Origin of the sequence: Haladaptatus sp. DYF46, from assembly GCF_021083305.1 — an archaeon.
In the GTDB taxonomy this organism is placed as follows: domain Archaea; phylum Halobacteriota; class Halobacteria; order Halobacteriales; family Haladaptataceae; genus Haladaptatus.
In genome coordinates, this window is the sequence record NZ_JAJFAY010000006.1 from 243,152 (window position 1) to 263,893 (window position 20,742).

Here is a 20,742-nt window from a genome sequence, read left to right on the forward strand (position 1 = left end):
ACACCACAGGAAAAATGGTTGTCGACCGTTCTGCGTGATGGAATTCCACAACGGTTTCATTCCCGACGACAGTGTGTCACGGTGAATAGTCTATGATGGTTACTCCTCTACTAATCGTCGGATAGAACTCCCATACCGAACGATTCGAATCGTGAACTCGAAAATCCGTCCGTTCGTAACCCTTAATCATTGTCGTACACAATTTCCGTTTATGAGTGACGAATCAGGCGAGCGCGAACCGAGATACGACCTCGCCTACTCCGCAGACCGGGAACGGGGCATCCTCACGCCGAGCGACAGGGAGTTCCTCATCGGGCGAAAGTCCGACTACACCGAACACTCGAAAAAGCAGAAGCGAAACCGGATTCGCCGCCGTCTTCGCAACGCCATTCTCGATTTTACCCTCATCTTCGAACACCTCGAAGACCGTGACCGCGAGACGGTCTTCAACCCCGACGACGACGCGAGGGACGCCTACACGCAGGGAATCACCGACATGCTCGCGTTCCTCCACCTCGGGACGATGGGCTACTACACTCCGTTCAAGGACATGCTCGCACAGGGCGTCAACGAGGCCGAACAGGAACTGGCAGGGTCGGATTACCGCATGGTAACGGTGGATTTCAACGTCGAACCGGTCGGACAGATCGACGTGGACGCGGTCATCGATAAACTCGAATTCGGCGACTTCGAGGAGATAACCGACGAGGAACTGCGCGCGTTCATCCGCCTCCTCACCGAGTCCGAGGAGTTCTCCGCCACCTCCATGCGCTCCGAGATGAAAGAGCAGATGCACACGTTCATCGAGAAGGTGAACGCCGCGGCGGAACAGCGCGACCAGCGCGTCAGGGAACTGAACGACTGACGGGGTGTCATCCGAGGTACGCGATTGCGTCCATCTCGACCCGCACGTCCCCCGGAAGTCGCGCCACTTCGACGCAGACCCGCGCCGGTGGCGTGTCGCCGACCTTCGCGCCGTAGGCGTCGTTGACCGCGTCGTATTCGTCGAGGTCCGTCAGGTAGACAGTCACTTTCACGACATCGTCGAGGCCGTCGCCGCCCGCTTCGTCGACGACGGCGGCGATGTTATCCAGTACGCGCTCGGTTTGCGTCCGGATGTCTCCCTCGACGTCGTCTCCCGTTTCCGGGTCGACGGGGCCGTAGCCGGATACGTACAGCGTGTCACCGGCGTGAACGCCTTGTGAGTACGGGTTGTCGTTGCGCGGTGCGTCGTCCGTGATGACTCGGTCGGTATCACTCATGCTGTTTCGAAATCGTCTGAAGGGTCGTTCGAATGTTCGCTGAAGGTTCGTTCTACGCGGTCGCTTGGCGCTCCCCGGTCACTTCCCGAATGGCTTCGCCGATGACGTCCATCGCGATTTCGGCCAGTTCCTCCGTGAGAACTAACGGCGGGAGGAGACGGAGGACGTTTCCGTGGCGTCCGGCCTTCCACACGAGAACGCCCTTCTCGTAGCAGTACTGTTGAATCGCGTCGACGGTTTCCCCGTCCGGGTTTCCGTTTTCGTCTACGAATTCGGCCCCGACGAACAGCCCTTTTCCGCGAACCTCGCCGATACTGCCGGTTTCAGTCGCTGCCTCGCGGAGTCGGCCCCGGACGTACTCGCCGAGTTCCCGCCCGTGGGCCAGCAAGTCGTGATCTTGGATGTACTCGATGGCCCGCGTTCCGGCGCGCATCGCGACGACGTGTCCGCGGTAGGTTCCCGCGTGGTCGCCCGACCCCCACGTGTCGAGGTCCTCGTGGTACATCGTCCCGGAGAGCGGGAATCCGACGCCGCCAAGCGCCTTGGCCGTCGTCATCACGTCCGGCGTGACGTCGTACCACTCGCTCGCCCACCACTGACCGGTGCGGCCGAGGCCGCTCTGAATCTCGTCGAAAACGAGGACGACGTCGTTGTCGTCGGCGATCTCCCGAAGGCCGGTGAGGAACCCTTCCGGCGGCGTGATGATACCGCCCTCACCCTGAATCGGTTCCACGAAGATTCCCGCCGGGTTCGCCAACCCGCCGTACGGGTCTTCGAGGATGGCTCGAACCTCTTCGAGCGCGCGGTCGACCGCTTCCTCCGGCGTCTTGTCCTGCCCGAACGGGTACGGATACGGCGCGTGGACGACGTCCGAGAGGAGCGGCGTGTAGTGATCCTTGAACCCCTTGTTTCCGGTGAGACTCATCGCGCCGCTGGTCGCGCCGTGATACGCCCCCCGAAACGCGATGAGGCCGTCGCCGCCCGTGTTGTACTTGGCGAGCTTTATCGCGGCCTCGATGGCGTCGCTCCCGGTCGGCCCGCCGAAGACGAATTTGTTGTTCCCCTGCAAGTCTCCGGGAGCGATTTCGTCGAGTTTCTCGATGAGTTCCAGACGCGCTTCGGTCGGGAAATCGACCGTGTGGACGAGTTTGTCCGCCTGTTCGTGTACCGCGTCGAGAACGTACGGGTTGGCGTGTCCGACGTTCAGCACGCCGATTCCGGCGAACATATCGATGTACGTGTTCCCGTCCGCGTCGCGCACCGTCGCCCCTTTGCCCGACTCGAAGGCTATCGGAATGTCCTCCGGATACGAGACCGCGCTGCTGTCGATGTCGCGCTGTTTGTCCAGCAGTTCCCGCGTGTTCGGTCCCGGAACGGTGCCGACGTCCGGTGCGTCGTCGAAATGGAGTTCGTCTATCGGTGGACTCGCCGTCATGTGGGATACCATGTGAAAGAATTATAAATAAGTTGTCCACGATTTCTATATGCGGCATAAACGAAATTCGAACTCGGATAGTCGTACCCGAATAGTCGTACACGATTTTCGTACGGCGAGACGATAGTAACGGAACATTGACAATTACGGACGGGAACATCCACCGTAGAAGATATGCGAACCTGAGAAACGGCTCCCTTCGTCCGTTCATCCCGAAAGCGGAAACGACCGTTCGAGCGACGACCCGACGGAAAAGATGGGATTCGCTATTCGACCCAGATGGTCTTCCGATTGACGAACTCCTGAATGCCGATCTCGGAGAGTTCGCGGCCGTAGCCGGACTCCTCGACGCCGCCGAACGGAACCCGCGGGTCGGATTTCACGAGTTGGTTGACGTACACGCAGCCCGCATCGATCTCGTGGGTGAGTCGCTCGCCGCGTTCCCGGTCTTCCGTCCAGATGCTCGCGCCGAGACCGAATTCGGTGTCGTTCGCCTTCGCGATCGCGTCCTCCTCGTCGGCGGCGCGGTACACCGACGCCACGGGTCCGAACAGTTCTTCCGTGTCGGCGGGACAGCCTTCCGGGATGTCCGTGAGCATCGTCGGCGGATAGAACGCGCCCTCGCAGTCGAGGGGTTCACCGCCGATTTCGACGGTCGCACCCGCATCGACGCTTTCGGAGACCTGCTCGTGGAGCTCTTCCATGAGGTCCTCGCGGGCCTGCGGGCCGATGTCGGTGTCCTCGTCCATCGGGTCGCCGACGGTCAGCGAGTCGAACTCGTCGACGAGGCGGTCCACGAACTCGTCGTATATCTCGTCGTGGACGATGAACCGCTTGGCCGCGATGCACGACTGGCCGCTGTTCTGGTTTCGCGCCCACGCGCCGGTTTCGGCCGCCGCGTCCAGATCCGCGTCGTCGAGGACGACGAACGGGTCGCTGCCCCCGAGTTCGAGGACGGTCTTCTTGAGGTGTTCCCCGGCCGTCGACGCGATGGCTCGGCCCGCGGGGCCGCTCCCGGTGAGGGTCGCCGCCTTAACCCGGTCGTCGGCGAGCAGGTCCTCGACGGACGACGACGGGAGGAGCAGGGACTGGAAGACTCCCTCGGGATACCCGGCGTCGCGGAATATCTCCTCGATGGCCAGCGCGCATCCCGGGACGTTGGAGGCGTGCTTGAGAATCCCGACGTTTCCCGCGGTGAGGTACGGAGCCGCGAAGCGGAACACCTGCCAGAACGGGAAGTTCCACGGCATCACCGCGAGAACCGTGCCCAACGGCTCGTACGACGTCTTCACGGCGGAACCGGCGGGACTCGGGTGGAACTCGTCTGCGAGGTACGCGTCCGCGTGTTCCGCGTAGTGATTACAGAGCCACTCGCACTTTTCGATCTCCCCTTTCGCCTGCGAGACGGGTTTCCCCATCTCCCGCGTCATCAGCTCCGCGTACTTCTGTTTTCGCTCGCCGAGGATGTCCGCGACGTCCGAGAGGAGTTCCTCGCGTTCCCGAAGCGGACGGGTGCGCCACGAATCGAACGCGTCCGTCGCGGTGTCGAGCGCTTCCTTGGCCTCGGTGATGTCCTCGTCTTCGTACGTGTCTATCTGGTCTCCGGTTGCGGGATTTATGACGTTCATAGTCATTATTTCGTTGATGCCGTCCACAGATACTGTGTCTGTAACTGGCATAAAGCTACCGACGGAAACGACGAGGATTCGGACACCGGTGTCCGTTTCCGCTGAAAACGTCGGTCGCGAGCGGTCAGAGATTGGCCACGATGATGACTCCCTTGTATGGTCTTGTTGAAACCTCGGGAGTGATCGGTTTCAGAGGCCGTGCCGAATGCAGGCCGCAAGTCTAACGTTCTGTGGAATAATTTCGGGACGCAGTGAGACACAGTTGCATCTAGACAAACCACCACTCTGCAAACATAAGTACTTACTTCACCGCGATAAATTGCCTTCTACAGTGATCGATTTCTCAGAGGTGGGACCGGGGTTTTTCTTCGGCGCAATTACGATGGTCGCGTGGGGTATTTGGCTGGTCGTCGGGAATGCTGCGTCCGACTCAATCGACCCGAGAACCGCCGCTGCTATTTCGTACGTCGTCGCGACGACGCTCGCTGTGGTCTACGTCTTCGCCTCTGATGCGTCGCTCGTCGTCACCCCACGGGGTGGACTGCTCGCGGCCATTGCTGGTGTGTTTGTCGCAATCGGCCTCATCTCGACGTACGTGGGTCTCTCCGTGGGAACGACGACGACCGTCTCGACGGTCAGCGCGATGTACTTCGTCGTGGCGGCGCTCATTGGGATGGCCATCCTCGGGGACGAAGTCACGGCGAAAAAAATCCTCGGTCTCGCATTCGCTGCTGTCGGAGTGTTGCTCATTGCTCGATAGTTTTACACCGACCTGAGATACGTACCCTCTGTATTTAGCACGTACTTCGTATCATCCGTTGAGGTTTCTACAGGGCCTCGTATTCCGAGGGGGAACGTTAGACGTCAGACCCCGGCGTGAAAGTGTCTCGACTACCGTTCTACAGCCTGAAATCGCGAGCCTTGAGGCACGACGAGACCACTTTCACTCCGGGTAAGGCTCTCGATTATGCCGCGTGCAGTCGATTCGAAGTATATGGCTCAGTTTCCCCCGACGGTCGCCGTCGAATCGCTTTCGAACGCGGGTACCATCGATGATAGTTCGAGAAACGTATTGGTCCATCTCACCGGAACCGACGCCGACCAGCGACTCGTCCGCGAAGCGGGGCGATACGTGACGGGGTCGGGCGGCGAACTCGTTCTGGTGAGCGTTCTGTCTTCGAGCGAGTTCGTGGAGCGACAGCGATCGTACGCTTCCCTCTCCGCTCTTCCGACCTACACGTTGAACCAAGCCAAGGAATCGCGTCGTCAGCGGGCACACCGAACCGGTCGCCGCGCGCTCGAATCGCTCGGAATCGACTACACCGCGGTCGGAATGGTCGGCGACGAAACGGATAGTTTGCTCACCGCCGCACGGAGACACGACTGCGGACATCTCTTTCTGGTCGAGCGACGACGCTCGCTCCTTCGACGGTTCCTCGTTCGAAACTTCGGTCCCGAAATCGCTCACAAGTTCGACGGACTCGTCACGGTGTTGCAGGCGGACTGCGCAGAGACGACCGACGGTAAACGACGCCTGATGGCGGGTGTGTGAGAAACGGTAACGGACTTCCCTCTCGTAGAAATCACTGAACCGTGAGCCGAAAAGATGATATGAACGGTTCGCTCTACCTGTTGTATGGACCGTTCACTCGTCCGGAGAGTCCTCTTTGGGTTTCTTCTGACCCTTCCCGTGTTCGGGCTCCTGTTCTGGTTCGTCGATATCGGACCGGTTCTCGCCGCGCTCCAGCAGGCACAGCGAACGATTCTCGCGCTCGTCCTCCTGACGACGATTTGCTGGTTGTTCGCGTGGAGCCAATCGCTCCGAACCGTCCTTCGAACGCTCGACGTCTCGGTGTCCGTTCCGCGGTCGTTTTTCCTGTTTTCAGGTGCCACCTTCTCGAACAACGTCACGCCGTTCGGGCAGGCGGGCGGCGAACCCATCACCGCGTATCTGATCTCCCGAACGTCGAACACGAAATACGAGACCGGCTTGGCGGCGATTGCGAGCGTCGATACGCTCAACTTCGTCCCGTCGTTCCTGTTCGCCGTCATCGGAATCGGGTACTACGCCGTCGTGCTGACGTTCACCTCGCGCATGAAGTATGCCGCCGTGGTTCTCGGCGGACTCGGCGTGATTATCTTCGGCGGCGGGTACTACCTCTGGCGGTCCCGCACAGCCGCACAGCGACGCCTCTCGTCCGGGGTCGCTGCCGTTCTGAGCCGGGTGGCCAGCGTCATCCCTCGCTTCTCCGCGCCGAGTCAGGCGGCGATTCGTGACCGCATCGCGCATTTCGTTCGGACGATAGAGCGCATCGCCACGAACCCGACGCGACTCGCCGTCGCGCTCGGGTTTTCGGGTGCCGGATGGTTGTTCCAAGCGGGCGCGCTGTGGCTCGCCTTCTACGCGATAGGGACGACGGTCCCCTTCGCGGTCGTGTTGTTCGCGATTCCGATCAGTGCGATCGCCGGCGTCACTCCGCTTCCCGGCGGTGCGGGAGGTATCGAAACGGTCCTCGTCGCGCTTCTCACGTCCACGACGAGCGTCGAGTCCGCTATCATCGTGGCCGCGGTCATCATCTTCCGCGGCCTCATCTACTGGGTCCCGACCGTCATCGGCGGCAGCGTTCTCGCGGTGCTGACCGCGAAGCGAGTCGCCTGATTAGGAGCGGTTCGAGCCGGAAAGACGCGCGACGAACGGTACCAACACCTCGGTGATGCGGTCGGCGTGCTGGATCAACACCGTCCCGATGATGCTCATCAACAGCACGTAGCCGACGGTGAACGCGGGTATCACGGACTGGAACGCGACGCCGCTCACACCCCCGGCGAGCGCGGCGATGACGAGCGAGAACTCGCCCCTCGGGACCATTCCCAACCCGACTCGAAGGGACCGTTTCGGGCCGAGACCGTAGATACGACCGGAAACCGCGCCGCTGAACAGTTTGCCGACGACGGACAGCACGATGGCGACGACGAGCAGCCCGACGACGTCCGCGAGGACGGTGACGTCCGTCGTCAATCCGATGGAGAGGAAGAAGACCGCCGCGAAGAGGTCGCGCGCGGGCGAGACGACCCGCTCGACGCGCTCCAAGTGGTCCGTCTGGCTGAACGCCGTTCCGACGAAGAACGCGGCGACGGCCTCGCTCACGCCGCTCGCCAGCGCGGCACCGGCGATGAGTATCGTCACGCCGAGCACGCGGAGGAGGAACTGTTCGTCCGACTCCGTCCTGAACAACCGCTCCACGACTCCGGTGCCGTACCACGCAAGGGCGGTCAGTGCGCCGAGGAAAACGAAGGCGGTTCCGATGGAGACGGCGGCGCTGGCGATGTCGCCCCCGCCGAGGGTGACCGCCGAGAGTATCGCGAGATATATCGCTATCAGGATGTCCTCGAAGACGAGCGTTCCCAGGATAGGGCTGCTCTCCGGGTTCGCGATCCACCCGTTTTCGAGCAACGATTTCGTGATGACTGCACTCGACGAGATGTAGATGATTCCGGCGAGGAACAGGGTTTCGAGCAGCGACCACCCGAACAGCGTTCCGAGAACGACTCCAAGTCCGAAGTTGACGGCGAAGTCCACGAGTCCGACCTTCCCAATTTGGGTTCGTGCGTCCAGAAGCTGGTCGATACTGAACTCCAGTCCGAGGAAGAACAGCAGAAAGACGATACCAAGCTCCGCGAGCAGGTCGATGACCTCTCCGTTGTCGACGAGTTGCAACGAAACGCCGGCTATCGAAGTGGGCTCGTGCGGTCCGATGAGGATTCCGACGATGATGTACGCCGGAATCACGGAGAGGCTGATTCGGTTCGCGAGCGCACCCGCCACGGCGATGGCCGTGAGGGCGATTCCGATTTCGACGAGAAGTACGTTGGCCATCAGGTGCCGTCCCGGTCGCTCTCCTCGCCGTCGAACCGTTCGGTTCCGACGAGGTCGGAGAGGGACGACTGTTCGTCCCGCGTTCCGATGGTCACCAGAATATCGTCCGCCCGAATCGTCTCATCCGGGTCCGGGTTCGGAACGGTCTCCTCTCCGCGTTGAATCGCGATAATGGAGACGCCCGTCCGATTTCGGAGTTCAAGCGACCGTAGCGTTCGACCGACGATTTCCGACGTTGCCGGAACGTCGAGCCATTCTATCAACGCATCGCCGAGCGGAACGGTCACGTCGTCCAAATCGACGGGTTGGAAGTACGCCCCCTCCAGAATCGACCCGACTTGACGGGCCTGTTTTCCGGTGAGCGAAAACAACTTTTCGCTGTCCGCATCGTCGCTCGGACGCAGATACACTTCCCGACGTCCGTCGTGGTGGAGGAGAATCACTAATCGGGTTCCGTCGGCGGTATCGACCTCGTACTTCTTTCCGACGCCCGGAACGTCGGTTTCGTAGACCGTCATTGGATGGAAGTATCGGCTCGAAGGAGATAAATCTCAGCGTAGACGAGGGTCGCTGTGAGGTGGTGCAGGAATGACAATGGTCTCCTCCCAGTCGAACTGGGAGGCAGTATCCGAGGGGACGAACGGATACGCCAACCAACGGTGGGAGACTACTCTGACTACTCGCTACGATTACGGGGTGTTCAAAGCACCGACCAAATGACTCGGAAGGGGCGGCAGTACCGACCTGATTCTACGCCGCCCTCGGTGAGAGATCACTGCTCACGCCGTGTTTACCATCCCTCCGTCAACGATGACCGATTCCGCGGTCACGTAACTCGCGAGGTCGCTCGCCAGATACAGCGCCGTCTTGGCGACGTCCTCGGGCGTTCCGAACCGCCCGAGCGGTATCGATTGACGCATCTGCTCTCCCGTCTCCGTGCCGACTATCGGAACGTCGCCGGTGGTCATCGCCGTCTCGATGACGCCCGGATGGACGGCGTTCACTCGAATCCCGTCTCCGCCGAGTTCCGCGGCGAGCGAGTACGTGAGCAGTCGGATCCCACCCTTCGAGACGCAGTACGGCGCGAGGTCGCTGTATCCTCTGATACCCGCGATACTGGAGACGTTCACGATGCTTCCCCCGTCGTTCTCCTGCATGCGTCGCGCCGCCGCTTGCGACCCGAAGAAGACGCCGTTGAGGTTGATATCGAGGAGTCGTTGATACTCCGTCGGGTCGATGTCCGTCACCGGGCCGTTCGGGCCGACGATACCCGCGTTGTTCACCATCACGTCGATGCTCCCGAACTCGTCCACGGCCGTGTCGACGGTCGCTTCCACCGCCGCCGGATCGGAAACGTCACACGGCGCGAACACCGCGCGTGCGTCGGTTTCCTCGTTGATTCGTTCGTGCGTCGTCGCCCCGTCCTCGCGAGGGTCTTCGCGAACGTCCGCGACGACGACGTTCGCCCCTTGTTCGGCGAATCGGTGTGCTATCGCCCGACCGATTCCGCTCGCGGCCCCCGTCACGACTGCCGTTTTATCCTCCAGTAACCCATCCATACACTCACATATGGTGTCAGGAGACGTTATTGTTTCCACGGATCGAGTGTCGTGGTCGGTGATTTGTTCACTTGGAGAACGCGTAAACGGGACTCGGTAATCGTTGAGAGTGATACTAGAAATATTTTTCATCCTCGTTCATAATATGTTTGTATGACGGAAAATATTAATTAATGTTCGATACCGGTCGATTCGACATCGACGGCGACGGCGATGTCTCCCTCGCCGACGTTCTCGAAATCTACAAACTCTCGAAAGGCGAGTAACGCTTCCCCCTATCGCGGGGGCCACCGTCCTTCGTTATCCGTACCCACACGGCAGTAGAAACGCATTTGTGGGCCGTTTTCGAGGTGTCGCCATGAAACGCGCACTCGTCGTCGTGGAACCGACGGATGGCTCGAAAACGCTCGTCGAAGAAGCCGGGAAACTCGCTTCGGGCGTCGGGGCCGAACTCGTCCTCCTCCACGTCACGACCGTGGAGGAGTGGGAGTCCAATCGGGAACAGCTCTCGAACATCACCGATTTCGAGAACCAGTACGGAATCGAGCAGACCCGCGAAGGAGCACGTCAGTTCGCCGAGAACGTCGGATACGACGTACTCGACGGGATGAACGTCGACGTTTCCACCGTCGGTGCCATCGGCGACCGGAAGGATTAGATTTTGAAGACGGCGGAGCAGGAAGCGTGCGACCACGTGTTCATGTCGGGTAAGAAGCGCTCGCCGACCGGAAAAGCCGTCTTCGGCGACGTGACACAGTCGGTAATCCTGAACTTCTCGGGAATCGTCTCGGTAATCACCACGGAAGACCGGTAAGGCGGGCGGGAAGCCCCGATATCCCCGTTACCGGTCCCAGTTGGCTTCGAACACACGGAGGAAGTTTTCGCCGAGGATTTTCCGAATCGCCGGTTCCGAATAGCCGCGGGCAACGAGGCCGCCGGTCAAGTTCGGGAGTTCGGTGTGTCGGTGAAGGCCCCGCGGAAACGGTTCGTACTCCTCGATGGGACCGCGACCGTAGACGTCGGAGAACTCCGGGCGGAAGTTCCGATATGCCGCGTACGGCGGGGTGATGCCGTCGTCGAGCGCCTTGTCGTTCATGTCGCTGCCGAACCCGACGTGGTCGATACCCGCGACAGCGACGACGTGGTCGATGTGGTCGAGGACGTCGTGGACGGTCGCCGCCTGCACCTCGTGCGTTTCCGGGTCCGTCTTCACCGTGGGCGGAAAGACGCTCACGCCGACGACGCCGCCGTTGTCGGCGATCGCCCGCAACTGTTCGTCGGTCTTGTTCCGCGTGACGTTGCTGAGCGCTCTCGCGCCGGCGTGCGAGATGACGACCGGTTTCTCCGAGCGCTCGATGGCCTCCATCGTCGTCCGGTCGCCGCAGTGGGATAGGTCGATGCAGACGCCGAGTCGGTTCATCTCCGCCACGACCGCTCGTCCGAAGTTCGACAGACCCGGGTCGGTTCGTTCACAACACCCCGCACCGACGTAGTTCATCGAGTTGTAGGTGAGTTGGACGACGCGAACCCCCATGTCGTGAAACGCGCGGAGGAACTCGAACCCGCCGTCGACCTGCATTCGCTCGCTCGGTTCGATGGGCATCGTGTCCTGAAACCCGAGGATCACGCCGATTTTTCCGGAATCGTTCGCGTCGCGAATATCGTCGGCGGTTTCGACCACCGTGAACGCGTCTTCGTTGGCCGCGACGAGGCTTCGACATCGCTGGACCCGTTCGGTCGCGTCCGCGAAGCGCGACCGACTGGCGACGGTGACGTTCCCGGCGGTGACGCCACCTCGTTCGAGGTGGGTTCGGTACTCCGGGTCGGCGATGTACGCGGTCGTCGGGACGAGTCCGTCGATAACGGTTGCGTCCGCGTGCAGTCGCTCGGCGTCACGGGCCTCTTCATCTGATAAGTCTAAAGAAGCATCTCTAGTCATGTTGCTCATTCCACGCCATTCGATATAAGGCTACGTCTCGATGAAAGGGTTGCCGGGGTGTTCACGGCGGGGAAACACCGACACGAGCGTGAAACCGCGCGACCTATCGATTTATTATGGGTGGTTGTCTGACTCTCCCTATGCAGCCGCGTTCATCGTTAGCAAACCGCCTCTTGGAGGAGGAGTTAGCCGTCGGAACCGTCCTGAGTAGCGTGTCCCCGAACGTCGCCGAAGCGCTGGGATACACGTCGCTCGATTTCCTATTCGTGGACCGCCAGCACGGGTCGCCAACCACGGAGGGCTTGGAAACCCTCGTTCGAAGTGCCGACTTGAGCGACACGCCGGTCATCGTTCGCATTCCGCGGAACGGGACGGACATGATAACGTATCTGTTCGATTTCGGCGTCCGTGGAGTGATGCTCCCGCAGGTCGAAAGCGCGGCGACCGTCCGGGAGGCGAGTACGCACGTCCGGTACGAGGACGGACGAAGCCTCGGGTCGACCACTCGGGCGGCGAAGTTCGGCAACGTTCCCAAAGGGGAGTACGCGGAGTACGTGAACGACGAACTCGCGTTGCTCCCCATGATAGAGACGGTGGCGGGGTTGGAAGCGCTGGACGAAATTGCGCGACTGGACGCGATCACCGCCATCGCCATCGGGCCGGGTGACCTCGCGTGGTCGCTCGACGTACCCTTCGGGAGCGAGGCACACCAGGACGCCATCGACCACGTGTTCGACGTCGCGGCGGAGAACGATTGTGCCGTCGGCATCTTCGTCGGGTCGGCGGAGGACATCGAACGGTATCGGGACCGCGCCGCGTTCGTCGTGTACGGTTCCGACGTGGGAATCGTGACGAGTCACTTCGAGAGCGTCCTCGGCGAGGAGTAATTACCGCCGACCGATTTTCGCCTCGTTCGCCTCCTTTTCACGCCGGTCATATTTTTCGCGTCGCTCGCATCTCACAGAATCGTCACTCCCGCGGGAAGGAGCGACAGCGTTCGACCGCCGCGAGTTGCTCGTCCGACCGGCCGAGTTCGCGGTACAGGTCGGACAGTGCGTCCGGGTCGTAGTAGAGGAACGGGTCGGCAGTTGCGACCATCTCGGCGAGGGGGTCGATTCCGCCGCCGTCCGCCGCGTCGGTGTCGATCATCCGTGCCTGCCACGCCGCCATCTTCGCGCGGAGGTCGCTGACGACGTCCGGACGCTCGTTCACGAGGTTGGTCGCGGTCGGGGCCTCCCGGTTTCGGTCGTGAAGTAGTTCGAGTCCCCCTTCGGGCATCTCGGGGTCGTTATAGAGTCCGGGGTGGGAGAACGCGCCGGGGTGAAGGAGGCGGATGTAGACCCAGTCGTCGGTGTACACCGCCCGACCGAACGTGTAGATTCCGTGTCCGCAGACGACGTACTCGCGACCCTCGAACTCCTCGCCGAGGAGCGCGGGGGTGAACGCGTCCGCGTCCCAGCGTTCCGGAACGGGAACGTCACGGAGTTCGCATATCGTCGGCACGAGGTCGAACTGGTGGACGAACTCGTCCACGACGCCCGCGCTCCCGTCGGTCACGCCCGGCCACGAAACGACGAGTGGAACGCGCTGACACGCCGTGTGCGCCATCGCGTGTTCGACGTAGATTCCGTGTTCGCCGAACGCCTCGCCGTGGTCGCCCGTGATGACGATCGCCGTCTCCTCGCGGATTCCCTCCCGTTCGAGGACGGCGAGCAGTTTCGCGATTTCGGCGTCGACCTTCCGGATTCCCGCATCGTAGCCGTCGAGGAGGTGTTCGACCGTCTCCCGGTCTGGGATGTCGTCGGGAAACGACCAGTCCTCGTAGAGCGGGTCGAACGTCGGATTGTCGTACGCCTCGGGCGTCGGCCACAGGTCGGCGGTTCGGGGGCCGGTGACTCCCCGCTGTGCGTCGATGGCGTCTTGGTCGGGCCACGATGCCGGTGGACCGGACTCCCGTACCGCGTCGACGAACGGTCCGATCCCCGAATACGGGTGGTGGGCGTCCCAGTAGTTGACGTGCAACAGCCAATCGTCCTCGTCCGCGTGCCGTTCGAGCCAATCGACCGCGACGGGAGTCACGTCGTCGGCGTCCTCGTCCGCGACGAGGCCGCTCATCGCCGAGGGTTGGACGTGTTCCTGAAACGACCCGGTGAAGTGATACGCGAGGTGGCGCTGAGCGAAACTCGTGATGGTGGCCGTGTGAATTCCGTGTTCCAACAACTGCCGGAAGGCGAGATTTCGCTCCGAGTCCGGGTCGTGTCCGTCGCCGGGGTCGTCGTAGTGTTGCCCGTCCCCGAAGTGCGTGACGACGCCCGTTTTCGCCCCGAACCGGCACGTCGCGAGCGCCGTCCGACTGGGGAGACAGGGCGTATCGGAGGCGTAACACTCCTCGAAGCGAACGCCCGCGTCCGCGATGGCGTCGATGGTCGGAGAGGTGTCGCGCTCGTAGCCGTAACAGCCGAGGTGGTCGGGGCGGAGCGAGTCGATATCTACGATAAGGATTCGCATGGGCGTAGTCGAATGGAACGGGTAATAGCTGTATCGACGCGTCAGGCGGACTCGTCGTGAATCTGGCGCAGTATCGCTTCGAGTTCGTCGCCCAACCGGTCGTAGATTTCCTCGCCCTTCTCCGCGCTCGCGAGGGTGGGGTCCCCGATGGCTCCCGAATCCGAATACTCGTCGAACGAGCGGTACACCGAAAGCGGACCCCCTTGGAACATGTCGTCCAAACTCCGTTCGTAGGGTTCCTCGTGGGGAGTCCCCGCGAACCGCTCCTCGTGAACGAGGTCCGGGCGGAGGTGGAGCATGAGCGACGTCTCGAACTCGCCGCCGTGGGACATGCCCCCCACGTCGCTCTCCCGAACCTCGTCGATGAAGGGCGCGGCGAGTTGGAAGTAGGTGACGCCGAGGAGGGACCGGTCGGGATGGTCCACGCCGATGGTACTCACGGCGCTGCTGATGAGCGAGGTGTTGCCGCCGTGGCCGTTGACGAGCAGGAGGGCGTCGAAGCCGTTTTCGAGCGCCGAACCGGCGATGTCCTCCAGCGTGTGGAGGAGGTCGTCGTACTCCAGCGTGATGGTGCCGCCGAACGGGAGGTGGTGTGGCGAGTAGCCCGACCAGACGGGCGGCGTGACCAGGAGCGGAACATCGTCGTGGACGCGCTCCGCCCCGAGTTGTGTGACCGCGTCCACGAGAACCGTGTCGGTCGAAACCGGGAGATGGTCGCCGTGCTGTTCGATGCTGCCGACGGGAACGACGAGGATGGAGCCGTCTCGGTCGGCGATGTCTCGAATCTCGGGTGCCGTCCGTCCCGCCCACGACCACGGTGATGAGCCGATGGTTTCGTATACCATAGCACACAAACCGAAGGGCGCGGATTTAGTTGTTTCCGTGGCGATGGGTGCGGTCACGGCCGTGCCGGGAAACCTATTTACTACCGGTCTCCCTCGCTCGGAGTATGCCCGCACTCTGGACGTATCCGTGGAACCTCGCCGCGGAGGGACCCGACAACGCCTGCGAAGCCATCGCCGCGCGTGGTATCGACGCGATAAACCTCGCGAGCCACTACCACTCGGTTCGGTCGATGAACCCCCGCACTCCCGAAAACCTGTTCGAACGGCATTCCGGCGGCTGTTACTTCGACCCCGGCGAGAGCGCATTCGACGACACGCCGATCGACCCGCGTCCGATTCCCGTGGATGGAATGGACGACCCGCTCTTCGAACTGGTCGGAACGGCGGCCGAACACGGCCTCGATGTGAACGCGTGGACGGTGTGTCTCCACAACACCGCGCTCGGCGCGGCACACCCCGAGTACCGCATCGAGAGCGCGTTCGGCGACGCCCACGACCACGCGTTCTGTCCGTCGAATCCCGAGGTGCGGAACTACTTCGCCGACGTCGTTGCCGCGATATCGGACCGCGGTGTCGCCGAAATCCAACTGGAGTCGGTCGGGTTCCAGAGCGCGTTCCACGAACACGGGGCGGAGTTCGGCCACGACAAACGCCAGACCATCACGACCACGACGGAGGAAGTCCTGCTCTCCCAGTGTTTCTGCGACGGTTGTCGGAACGCCGCACGGGACCATCCGGTCGATATGGAATCGGCACAGGAGAGCGTTCGAGGAATGGTACGGAGTTCGTTCGACCACCCCGACGAGGAACCGCCCTCGATCGACTCGCTCGATGCGCTCGTGAACGAAAACGAAACGCTCCACGAACTGTTCGACTTCCGCGCCGAGGTCGTCACCGAGTTCGTCGGAGGACTGGCCGCGGCGTCCGACGTGCCGCTCAACTACTACGCGATGGAGGCCCATACCGGCGTCGAACCGGGGAGCGGATGGCCCGCGGGGGTCGAACTTTCCCGTCTCGAACCCTCGCTCGACCGCATCACCGCCATCTGTTACGTCGTCGACCCGTCCGTCGCGCGGGAGCGAATTCGAGCGTTCCGTCGAACCGTGGACCGTCCCCTCGATGTGGGCGTCACGCTCGACCCGTCGATTATCGAGAGCCAAGCGCAACTGCACGACCTCGTGAGCGCGATTCGGGACGAAACCGACGGCGAGGTGTTCGTCTACCATCACGGTCTCATGACGGAGACGCAACTGGAGTGGGTCGAAACCGCGTTCTCCCGTTGACCTCGACAAACCCTCGGTGCAGTTATTACGGATGGCTGTGAGGGGGGACCATGATACGCAGAGACATCGTGCGTCCCAGCGACGACCAACTCTCGACGCTGTCGAACATCTCGCCGAACGACCTCGGTCACTACGTCGATTTCGGCCACGCCTTCGGCTTGGATTACATGGGAATGTCGGACGAGGTGACGCTCGTGGGGTCCGCACTGACCGTTCGCATCCCGCCGGAGGACGCCACGATGGTTCACAAGGCGACGGAAATCGCGAAACCGGGCGACGTACTGGTCATCGACATGCAGGGGCACGGAACGAACGCGTGCTGGGGCGAACTGACGACCCACGCCGCCATCGCGAGCGGCGTCGCGGGCGTGGTCATCGACGGGAGCGTGACGGACACGCGCGACATCGCGGCGCTCGACTTTCCGGTGTACGCACGGGAGCGAAGTACGCGAACGTGTCGAATCCTCGGGCTGGGTGGCGAGATAAACGGCCGCGTTCAGATCGGGAGCGCCGTCGTGAACCCGGGCGACGCCCTCGTCGGTAACGAGGACGGCGTCCTCGTGCTACCACAGGACCGAATCGACGATGCCATCGACCTCTGTGAGGACAAAAAGGACCGGGAGGCAGAGCGCATCAAACGGATGAAAGAGGGCGAATCGTTGGCCGACCAGTCCGGCGCGAACGATCTCATCGAGGAGCGTGACTTGGCGTAGTCGCCGGAAACGAGTTAGTTATTTTCGACCATATTCACAGTCATGCGGCGGGAGGAGCGGACTGCCCTCGACGGCCTCGTACGCGCGCGTTCGAGTGCGGTCTTCGAGGGCGAACATGGGTTCGAGGTCGAACTCGCGTTCGAGGTCGGCCACCGTCACCGAATCGTCGATACATTCGACCACGATGGTAGCGACGTCGGGGAGTTCGTGGAAAACCACCGACCCGCCGTGTCGCTCCCGGATGGCGTCCATCCGCGTTCGATTCTGAAAACTCCCGTACGACCCGCAGTCGGTGTTCACCGAAGCGAACGAGACGCGGGCGGTGGCTCCGTCGCCGAGATCCATGGACGGGTTCCCAGCGTTCGGAGACGTCGCCGCCACTTTTCCACTGGCCGGCGTGATGGTCGTCGCACGGTGTTTGTCACAGACGACGACGTGGTAGCCGTAGTAGGCCGCCCACGTCTCGAACCGACGGGTCGCGCGCGACGTCGTGGGATGAAACAGCAGATCGACGCCCCGTCGGGCGAACTGAACGCCGAGTTCCGGATAGCGTTCGTCCCAGCAGACGAGCGCCCCGACGCGTCCGAACGGCGTGTCCCAGACGCCGATCGCGGTTCCCGGTCGGACGCCGTCGTCCAACTCGCCGAGCGTGGGGACGAACTTTCGGGTTTTCCCCCGTATCTCACCGTCCGGGCCGATGAGAACGACCGAGTTGGCGCACGTCTCGCCGTCGCGTTCCAGCATCGGCAACCAGACGTGGCTATCGAGGGCGGCCGCCTTCTCGGCGACCGCCTCCGTCTCCGGCGACGGAACCGGGCGAGCGATCGAGGCCCGCGATTCACCGTCGCCCGCGTACCGCAACTGGAGGGCGAACTCGGGAAAGCAGACGAAGTCCGGGTCGTACGCCTCCGCTTCGTCGAGCAGTTCGAGGAGGTATCGAAGATTGGTTTCCACCCGGTCGGTCGCCTCCGTCGGCGGGTCGAACGCGAACGAAAGCACTCGTGTTTCACGCATCGTTCCCTGTCTCGGCCGAGCCACGATAAACCTCTCCGAACGCGAGCGGTGCGGTTACCCCGAGAGAAACGGCTATACAGTTGCAGTGATGACGCTCGACATGGCCGAAATCGGCATTCAGCTGTTCACGCTCAGGGACCTCCACGAACGACCGAGCGAACTCGTTCGGCGCGTCGGGGACACCGCATTCCGGGGGGTCGAACTGTACGACCCGCAGTTCGATACCCTCGCGGACGACGCGGAACAGTGTCGGAACGCCCTCGACGAGACGGGAATCGAGGTCGTCGGCGGACACGTCCGTATCGAACGCCTCGAAACCGAGTTGGGGGAGACGCTGTCGACGTGTCGAACGCTCGATGTCGGCCGTCTCGTGATTCCGACCTACGAGCAAACCGCGTTCGCTTCGGAAGCAGGCATCGAGGAGGCCGCGACACGGCTGGCGACGCTCTCGGACGAACTGGCGACGGAGAACGTCGAACTGCTGTACCACAACCACACCTTCGAGTTCGATGCGGTGGACGGGCGACCGGCGATCGAGTCGTTCGCGGAAGAGGCGGGCGATTCGTTCCGGTTCGAACCGGATACCGGCCTCGCGTGCCACGCGGGCTACGATCCGCTCGCCCTGCTCCAACAGGTGGGGGAGCGTGCGCCGCTCGTCCATCTCACCGATACGAGGTTGGACGGGGACGAGACGCTTCACGTGGACCCGGGTAGGGGTATCGTCGACCTCGAAGCGTGCATCGACATCGCGCGGCAGAACGGTGCCGAGTGGCTCATCTACGAAAACGGGAGGACCGAGACGCCCGTCGAATCGCTCGACTACAGTGCGAAGCGGTTCGCCGAGTTCGTCGAGTGATTCGGGTTGGGTATCTCGGTGGGGGATGTCGGTGATCTGGAGAGGGTTTGTCAGCGGGATAGTATCGTTCAGCGATGGCGATGACGTCGGTGACGATTACGGCGGTTGCTGTGACGGCGATGGCGTTCAGTCGGCCGCGGACAGGCACCGTGCGTTCGGAGGTGCCGCGTCTCCACGTCGCTGTTTTCGGCGACGAGGGGTTCGCCGGTGACGTTCACCGTCGTGTTGCGGACCCAACCGCTCGCGTCCTCGAACGTGATCCCGTCCCGGTCCTCGCCGGTCTGGTGAATACAGCAGTTCTTGAACGTGGCTTCGCGGTCGGCCACCTTCACCGTCGTGTTTCCGGGGGCGCTCCCCGTGACGGAGACGTTTTTGAACGCCAGCGGTTCACCCTCGGCGCGCGCCCAGATGCCCCAGAGGAAGACGGGTTCGCCGGCGTACTCGTCGCTGCTCGGCGCGTTCGCGTCGATCTTGATTCGGGTGTTCTTCACCGTCGACGACTCGCCCGCGTTGTCCTTTTCGTACCAGAGGATACCGCTCCCCTTCGGATGGTCGATGACGATGTCGCAGTTCTCGATACTCCCGTCGAAGTCGTACCAGAGCCAGACGGCGCGGGCGTTGACGATGCCGCCCGGGGCGAGGTCCGGATAGAGTGCCGGCGGCCCGCCGTCCGCGTCGTCGATGACGACCGTACAGTTCTTCGCGTAACTTCCCGGCGACCCGAGGCGTATCGAGGAGATGTTGTTGTTGTGGAAGTAGCAGTGTTCGACCTTGACCGCGCCGTGTTGGCCGCCGTGATCGTCGTTGGAGACGCCCGACGCGTAGATGGCGTTGTCCGAGAACCGCTCGAACGAGCAGTGTCGGAACAGGAGTTCGCCCGCGTGCGCGTTCGGAACCCACGTTCCGCCCTGTCGAACCAGGTTCTTCACGCCGTCGGGACAGTGGACGTTTTCGACGAGGCCGCTACCGTCCGGATCGGTTACCGTGGTGTAAAAACAGTGATTCATTCCCGCACGAACGTCCCTGACGCCACGGAACAGCACGTCCCTGAGGAGTAACCCGTCGTCGCAGGTGAGGAGGAGGCTCGCTTTGGTCTCCGGTTTGCGATAGTCGAACACGAACCCGCGAACGGTGACGTCCGTCCCGGTGAGGATGAACGTGTGGCCGACGTATCCCTCGGTCGGGACGATGCTGACGTCCCCGTGGCCCACCAGCGATACCGAATCGAGGTCGCCGTAGGCGAGCGTCCCGTCGACCCGGTACGTTCCCGACGGGAAAATCACCCTGACGTTCGACGCACCGTCACCGAGCGCTGCGTCCATCGCGTCGTTTATCGGCTCCTCGCCGGTGGGGTCGGCACCGTAATCGGTGACGATGTTCACCACGTTGACGTCGCGTTCCCTCGCGCTCGCCCCTCCGCTTGCCAGCGCGAGGCCCGTCGTCGTCACACCTGCTGCCTGTAGGAACCTGCGACGTTCCATCAGCGTCCCGTCCCGCGTGGTCGTTCTCGACGGTTCGTCCGAGCCGTCGGCTGTTTCTGTACTGTTGCTTGCTAACGTATGTCTCATTGACGTACGTATTTTCGAACTAACGCACAGTATTTAACTCTTTCTTGCAATCGTTTTAGGATAGAGCTGCAACATTTTTTAATTTGAGATTCGAAACCATCCTCAGTCGTAATCGGTCGTGTCGCAGGGAGTGGGGGTGTCTCCCGACAGCAGTTACAGTGGCCATCTCGAAGGATGTCGGGAGAACGAGGGATGTGAAAGGGAGCACAAATTCCGAATCCGGCGATCCCACTCCTTGCCTCAACGCGTGACAAA

The 20,742-nt window shown here is 62.3% G+C and carries 20 protein-coding genes; 9 read left to right on the top strand and 11 right to left on the bottom strand.

The features are described 5' to 3' along the window. Positions 1-211: 211 nt before the first annotated feature. Positions 212-865, top strand: coding sequence for a hypothetical protein (locus LJF34_RS22985; protein WP_231188153.1), 654 nt, complete (start codon positions 212-214; stop codon positions 863-865). 7 nt (positions 866-872) lie between these two features. On the opposite strand, the gene LJF34_RS22990 is transcribed toward LJF34_RS22985, so the two are convergent. From LJF34_RS22990 to LJF34_RS23000, 3 genes are all read right to left on the bottom strand, one after another. Further along, positions 873-1,262 carry a Rid family detoxifying hydrolase gene (locus LJF34_RS22990; RefSeq protein WP_231188154.1) on the bottom strand — a complete coding sequence of 130 codons (390 nt, stop codon included), beginning with the start codon at positions 1,260-1,262 and terminating at the stop codon, positions 873-875. 52 nt (positions 1,263-1,314) lie between these two features. Continuing rightward, positions 1,315-2,697 carry an aspartate aminotransferase family protein gene (locus LJF34_RS22995; protein ID WP_231188155.1) on the bottom strand — a complete coding sequence of 461 codons (1,383 nt, stop codon included), beginning with the start codon at positions 2,695-2,697 and terminating at the stop codon, positions 1,315-1,317. 266 nt (positions 2,698-2,963) lie between these two features. Further along, on the bottom strand, positions 2,964-4,325 hold the full coding sequence (locus LJF34_RS23000) for an NAD-dependent succinate-semialdehyde dehydrogenase (RefSeq protein ID WP_231188156.1): 1,362 nt from the start codon (positions 4,323-4,325) through the stop codon (positions 2,964-2,966). 331 nt (positions 4,326-4,656) lie between these two features. Here LJF34_RS23000 and LJF34_RS23005 point away from each other — a divergent pair, with 331 nt between their 5' ends. The 3 genes from LJF34_RS23005 (at position 4,657) to LJF34_RS23015 (ending at position 6,984) form a co-directional block, all read left to right on the top strand. After that, positions 4,657-5,085, top strand: a complete 429-nt coding sequence (locus LJF34_RS23005) for an EamA family transporter (RefSeq protein WP_231188158.1) — start codon at positions 4,657-4,659, stop codon at positions 5,083-5,085. A 234-nt stretch (positions 5,086-5,319) separates the two neighbouring features. Further along, the gene (locus tag LJF34_RS23010; RefSeq protein WP_231188160.1) at positions 5,320-5,877 is read left to right on the top strand and encodes a universal stress protein; all 558 of its coding nucleotides are present in this window, start codon (positions 5,320-5,322) and stop codon (positions 5,875-5,877) included. Between the two features lie 84 nt (positions 5,878-5,961). After that, positions 5,962-6,984 carry a lysylphosphatidylglycerol synthase transmembrane domain-containing protein gene (locus tag LJF34_RS23015; RefSeq protein ID WP_231188162.1) on the top strand — a complete coding sequence of 341 codons (1,023 nt, stop codon included), beginning with the start codon at positions 5,962-5,964 and terminating at the stop codon, positions 6,982-6,984. Here the strand turns inward: LJF34_RS23015 and LJF34_RS23020 are convergent, their stop codons facing one another. The 3 genes from LJF34_RS23020 to LJF34_RS23030 form a co-directional block, all read right to left on the bottom strand. Beyond that, a complete protein-coding gene (locus LJF34_RS23020) occupies positions 6,985-8,202 on the bottom strand; it encodes a cation:proton antiporter (protein WP_231188164.1) in 1,218 nt (405 codons plus the stop codon). It lies immediately after the preceding gene. After that, entirely contained in the window at positions 8,202-8,720 is a 519-nt protein-coding gene (locus LJF34_RS23025) for a TrkA C-terminal domain-containing protein (RefSeq protein WP_231188166.1), read from the bottom strand. The genes LJF34_RS23020 and LJF34_RS23025 overlap by 1 nt, the downstream gene beginning before the upstream one ends. A 261-nt stretch (positions 8,721-8,981) precedes the next feature. After that, positions 8,982-9,761, bottom strand: a complete 780-nt coding sequence (locus LJF34_RS23030) for an SDR family oxidoreductase (protein WP_231188168.1) — start codon at positions 9,759-9,761, stop codon at positions 8,982-8,984. Between the two features lie 358 nt (positions 9,762-10,119). On the opposite strand from LJF34_RS23030, the gene LJF34_RS23035 reads away from it, so the two are divergent. Then, positions 10,120-10,419, top strand: a complete 300-nt coding sequence (locus tag LJF34_RS23035) for a universal stress protein (RefSeq protein ID WP_231188170.1) — start codon at positions 10,120-10,122, stop codon at positions 10,417-10,419. 183 nt (positions 10,420-10,602) lie between these two features. Here the strand turns inward: LJF34_RS23035 and LJF34_RS23040 are convergent, their stop codons facing one another. Next, positions 10,603-11,700 (bottom strand): dipeptidase, encoded by a 1,098-nt coding sequence (locus tag LJF34_RS23040; protein ID WP_231188172.1) that lies wholly within the window; start codon positions 11,698-11,700, stop codon positions 10,603-10,605. Between the two features lie 140 nt (positions 11,701-11,840). Between LJF34_RS23040 and LJF34_RS23045 the strand changes: the two genes are divergently transcribed. Continuing rightward, positions 11,841-12,587 carry an aldolase/citrate lyase family protein gene (locus LJF34_RS23045; RefSeq protein WP_231188174.1) on the top strand — a complete coding sequence of 249 codons (747 nt, stop codon included), beginning with the start codon at positions 11,841-11,843 and terminating at the stop codon, positions 12,585-12,587. Positions 12,588-12,669: 82 nt separating this feature from the next. Here the strand turns inward: LJF34_RS23045 and LJF34_RS23050 are convergent, their stop codons facing one another. Together LJF34_RS23050 and LJF34_RS23055 are read right to left on the bottom strand one after the other, a co-directional pair. Then, on the bottom strand, positions 12,670-14,208 hold the full coding sequence (locus tag LJF34_RS23050) for a sulfatase (protein WP_231188175.1): 1,539 nt from the start codon (positions 14,206-14,208) through the stop codon (positions 12,670-12,672). 41 nt (positions 14,209-14,249) lie between these two features. Continuing rightward, on the bottom strand, positions 14,250-15,053 hold the full coding sequence (locus tag LJF34_RS23055) for a creatininase family protein (protein ID WP_231188176.1): 804 nt from the start codon (positions 15,051-15,053) through the stop codon (positions 14,250-14,252). Between the two features lie 104 nt (positions 15,054-15,157). Between LJF34_RS23055 and LJF34_RS23060 the strand changes: the two genes are divergently transcribed. Further along, positions 15,158-16,336, top strand: coding sequence for a hypothetical protein (locus LJF34_RS23060; RefSeq protein WP_231188177.1), 1,179 nt, complete (start codon positions 15,158-15,160; stop codon positions 16,334-16,336). Positions 16,337-16,386: 50 nt separating this feature from the next. Next, on the top strand, positions 16,387-17,049 hold the full coding sequence (locus tag LJF34_RS23065; protein WP_231188178.1) for a hypothetical protein: 663 nt from the start codon (positions 16,387-16,389) through the stop codon (positions 17,047-17,049). An 18-nt stretch (positions 17,050-17,067) separates the two neighbouring features. On the opposite strand, the gene LJF34_RS23070 is transcribed toward LJF34_RS23065, so the two are convergent. Continuing rightward, positions 17,068-18,063 carry a carbon-nitrogen hydrolase family protein gene (locus LJF34_RS23070; RefSeq protein ID WP_231188179.1) on the bottom strand — a complete coding sequence of 332 codons (996 nt, stop codon included), beginning with the start codon at positions 18,061-18,063 and terminating at the stop codon, positions 17,068-17,070. Between the two features lie 88 nt (positions 18,064-18,151). Between LJF34_RS23070 and LJF34_RS23075 the strand changes: the two genes are divergently transcribed. Beyond that, positions 18,152-18,919 (top strand): sugar phosphate isomerase/epimerase, encoded by a 768-nt coding sequence (locus tag LJF34_RS23075; RefSeq protein WP_231188180.1) that lies wholly within the window; start codon positions 18,152-18,154, stop codon positions 18,917-18,919. Between the two features lie 68 nt (positions 18,920-18,987). Here LJF34_RS23075 and LJF34_RS23080 read toward each other — a convergent pair whose 3' ends face one another. Next, on the bottom strand, positions 18,988-20,487 hold the full coding sequence (locus LJF34_RS23080) for a glycoside hydrolase family 55 protein (RefSeq protein ID WP_231188181.1): 1,500 nt from the start codon (positions 20,485-20,487) through the stop codon (positions 18,988-18,990). Positions 20,488-20,742 lie beyond the last annotated feature (255 nt).

Bases quoted from the DNA above. Each gene is read 5' to 3' on its own strand.
- LJF34_RS22985 (WP_231188153.1), top strand. From the start codon at position 212: ATGAGTGACGAATCAGGCGAGCGCGAACCGAGATACGACCTCGCCTAC.
- LJF34_RS22990 (WP_231188154.1), bottom strand. From the start codon at position 1,262: ATGAGTGATACCGACCGAGTCATCACGGACGACGCACCGCGCAACGAC.
- LJF34_RS22995 (WP_231188155.1), bottom strand. From the start codon at position 2,697: ATGACGGCGAGTCCACCGATAGACGAACTCCATTTCGACGACGCACCG.
- LJF34_RS23000 (WP_231188156.1), bottom strand. From the start codon at position 4,325: ATGAACGTCATAAATCCCGCAACCGGAGACCAGATAGACACGTACGAA.
- LJF34_RS23010 (WP_231188160.1), top strand. From the start codon at position 5,320: ATGGCTCAGTTTCCCCCGACGGTCGCCGTCGAATCGCTTTCGAACGCG.
- LJF34_RS23015 (WP_231188162.1), top strand. From the start codon at position 5,962: ATGGACCGTTCACTCGTCCGGAGAGTCCTCTTTGGGTTTCTTCTGACC.
- LJF34_RS23020 (WP_231188164.1), bottom strand. From the start codon at position 8,202: ATGGCCAACGTACTTCTCGTCGAAATCGGAATCGCCCTCACGGCCATC.
- LJF34_RS23025 (WP_231188166.1), bottom strand. From the start codon at position 8,720: ATGACGGTCTACGAAACCGACGTTCCGGGCGTCGGAAAGAAGTACGAG.
- LJF34_RS23030 (WP_231188168.1), bottom strand. From the start codon at position 9,761: ATGGATGGGTTACTGGAGGATAAAACGGCAGTCGTGACGGGGGCCGCG.
- LJF34_RS23035 (WP_231188170.1), top strand. From the start codon at position 10,120: ATGAAACGCGCACTCGTCGTCGTGGAACCGACGGATGGCTCGAAAACG.
- LJF34_RS23040 (WP_231188172.1), bottom strand. From the start codon at position 11,700: ATGACTAGAGATGCTTCTTTAGACTTATCAGATGAAGAGGCCCGTGAC.
- LJF34_RS23045 (WP_231188174.1), top strand. From the start codon at position 11,841: ATGCAGCCGCGTTCATCGTTAGCAAACCGCCTCTTGGAGGAGGAGTTA.
- LJF34_RS23050 (WP_231188175.1), bottom strand. From the start codon at position 14,208: ATGCGAATCCTTATCGTAGATATCGACTCGCTCCGCCCCGACCACCTC.
- LJF34_RS23055 (WP_231188176.1), bottom strand. From the start codon at position 15,053: ATGGTATACGAAACCATCGGCTCATCACCGTGGTCGTGGGCGGGACGG.
- LJF34_RS23060 (WP_231188177.1), top strand. From the start codon at position 15,158: ATGCCCGCACTCTGGACGTATCCGTGGAACCTCGCCGCGGAGGGACCC.
- LJF34_RS23065 (WP_231188178.1), top strand. From the start codon at position 16,387: ATGATACGCAGAGACATCGTGCGTCCCAGCGACGACCAACTCTCGACG.
- LJF34_RS23070 (WP_231188179.1), bottom strand. From the start codon at position 18,063: ATGCGTGAAACACGAGTGCTTTCGTTCGCGTTCGACCCGCCGACGGAG.
- LJF34_RS23075 (WP_231188180.1), top strand. From the start codon at position 18,152: ATGACGCTCGACATGGCCGAAATCGGCATTCAGCTGTTCACGCTCAGG.
- LJF34_RS23080 (WP_231188181.1), bottom strand. From the start codon at position 20,487: ATGAGACATACGTTAGCAAGCAACAGTACAGAAACAGCCGACGGCTCG.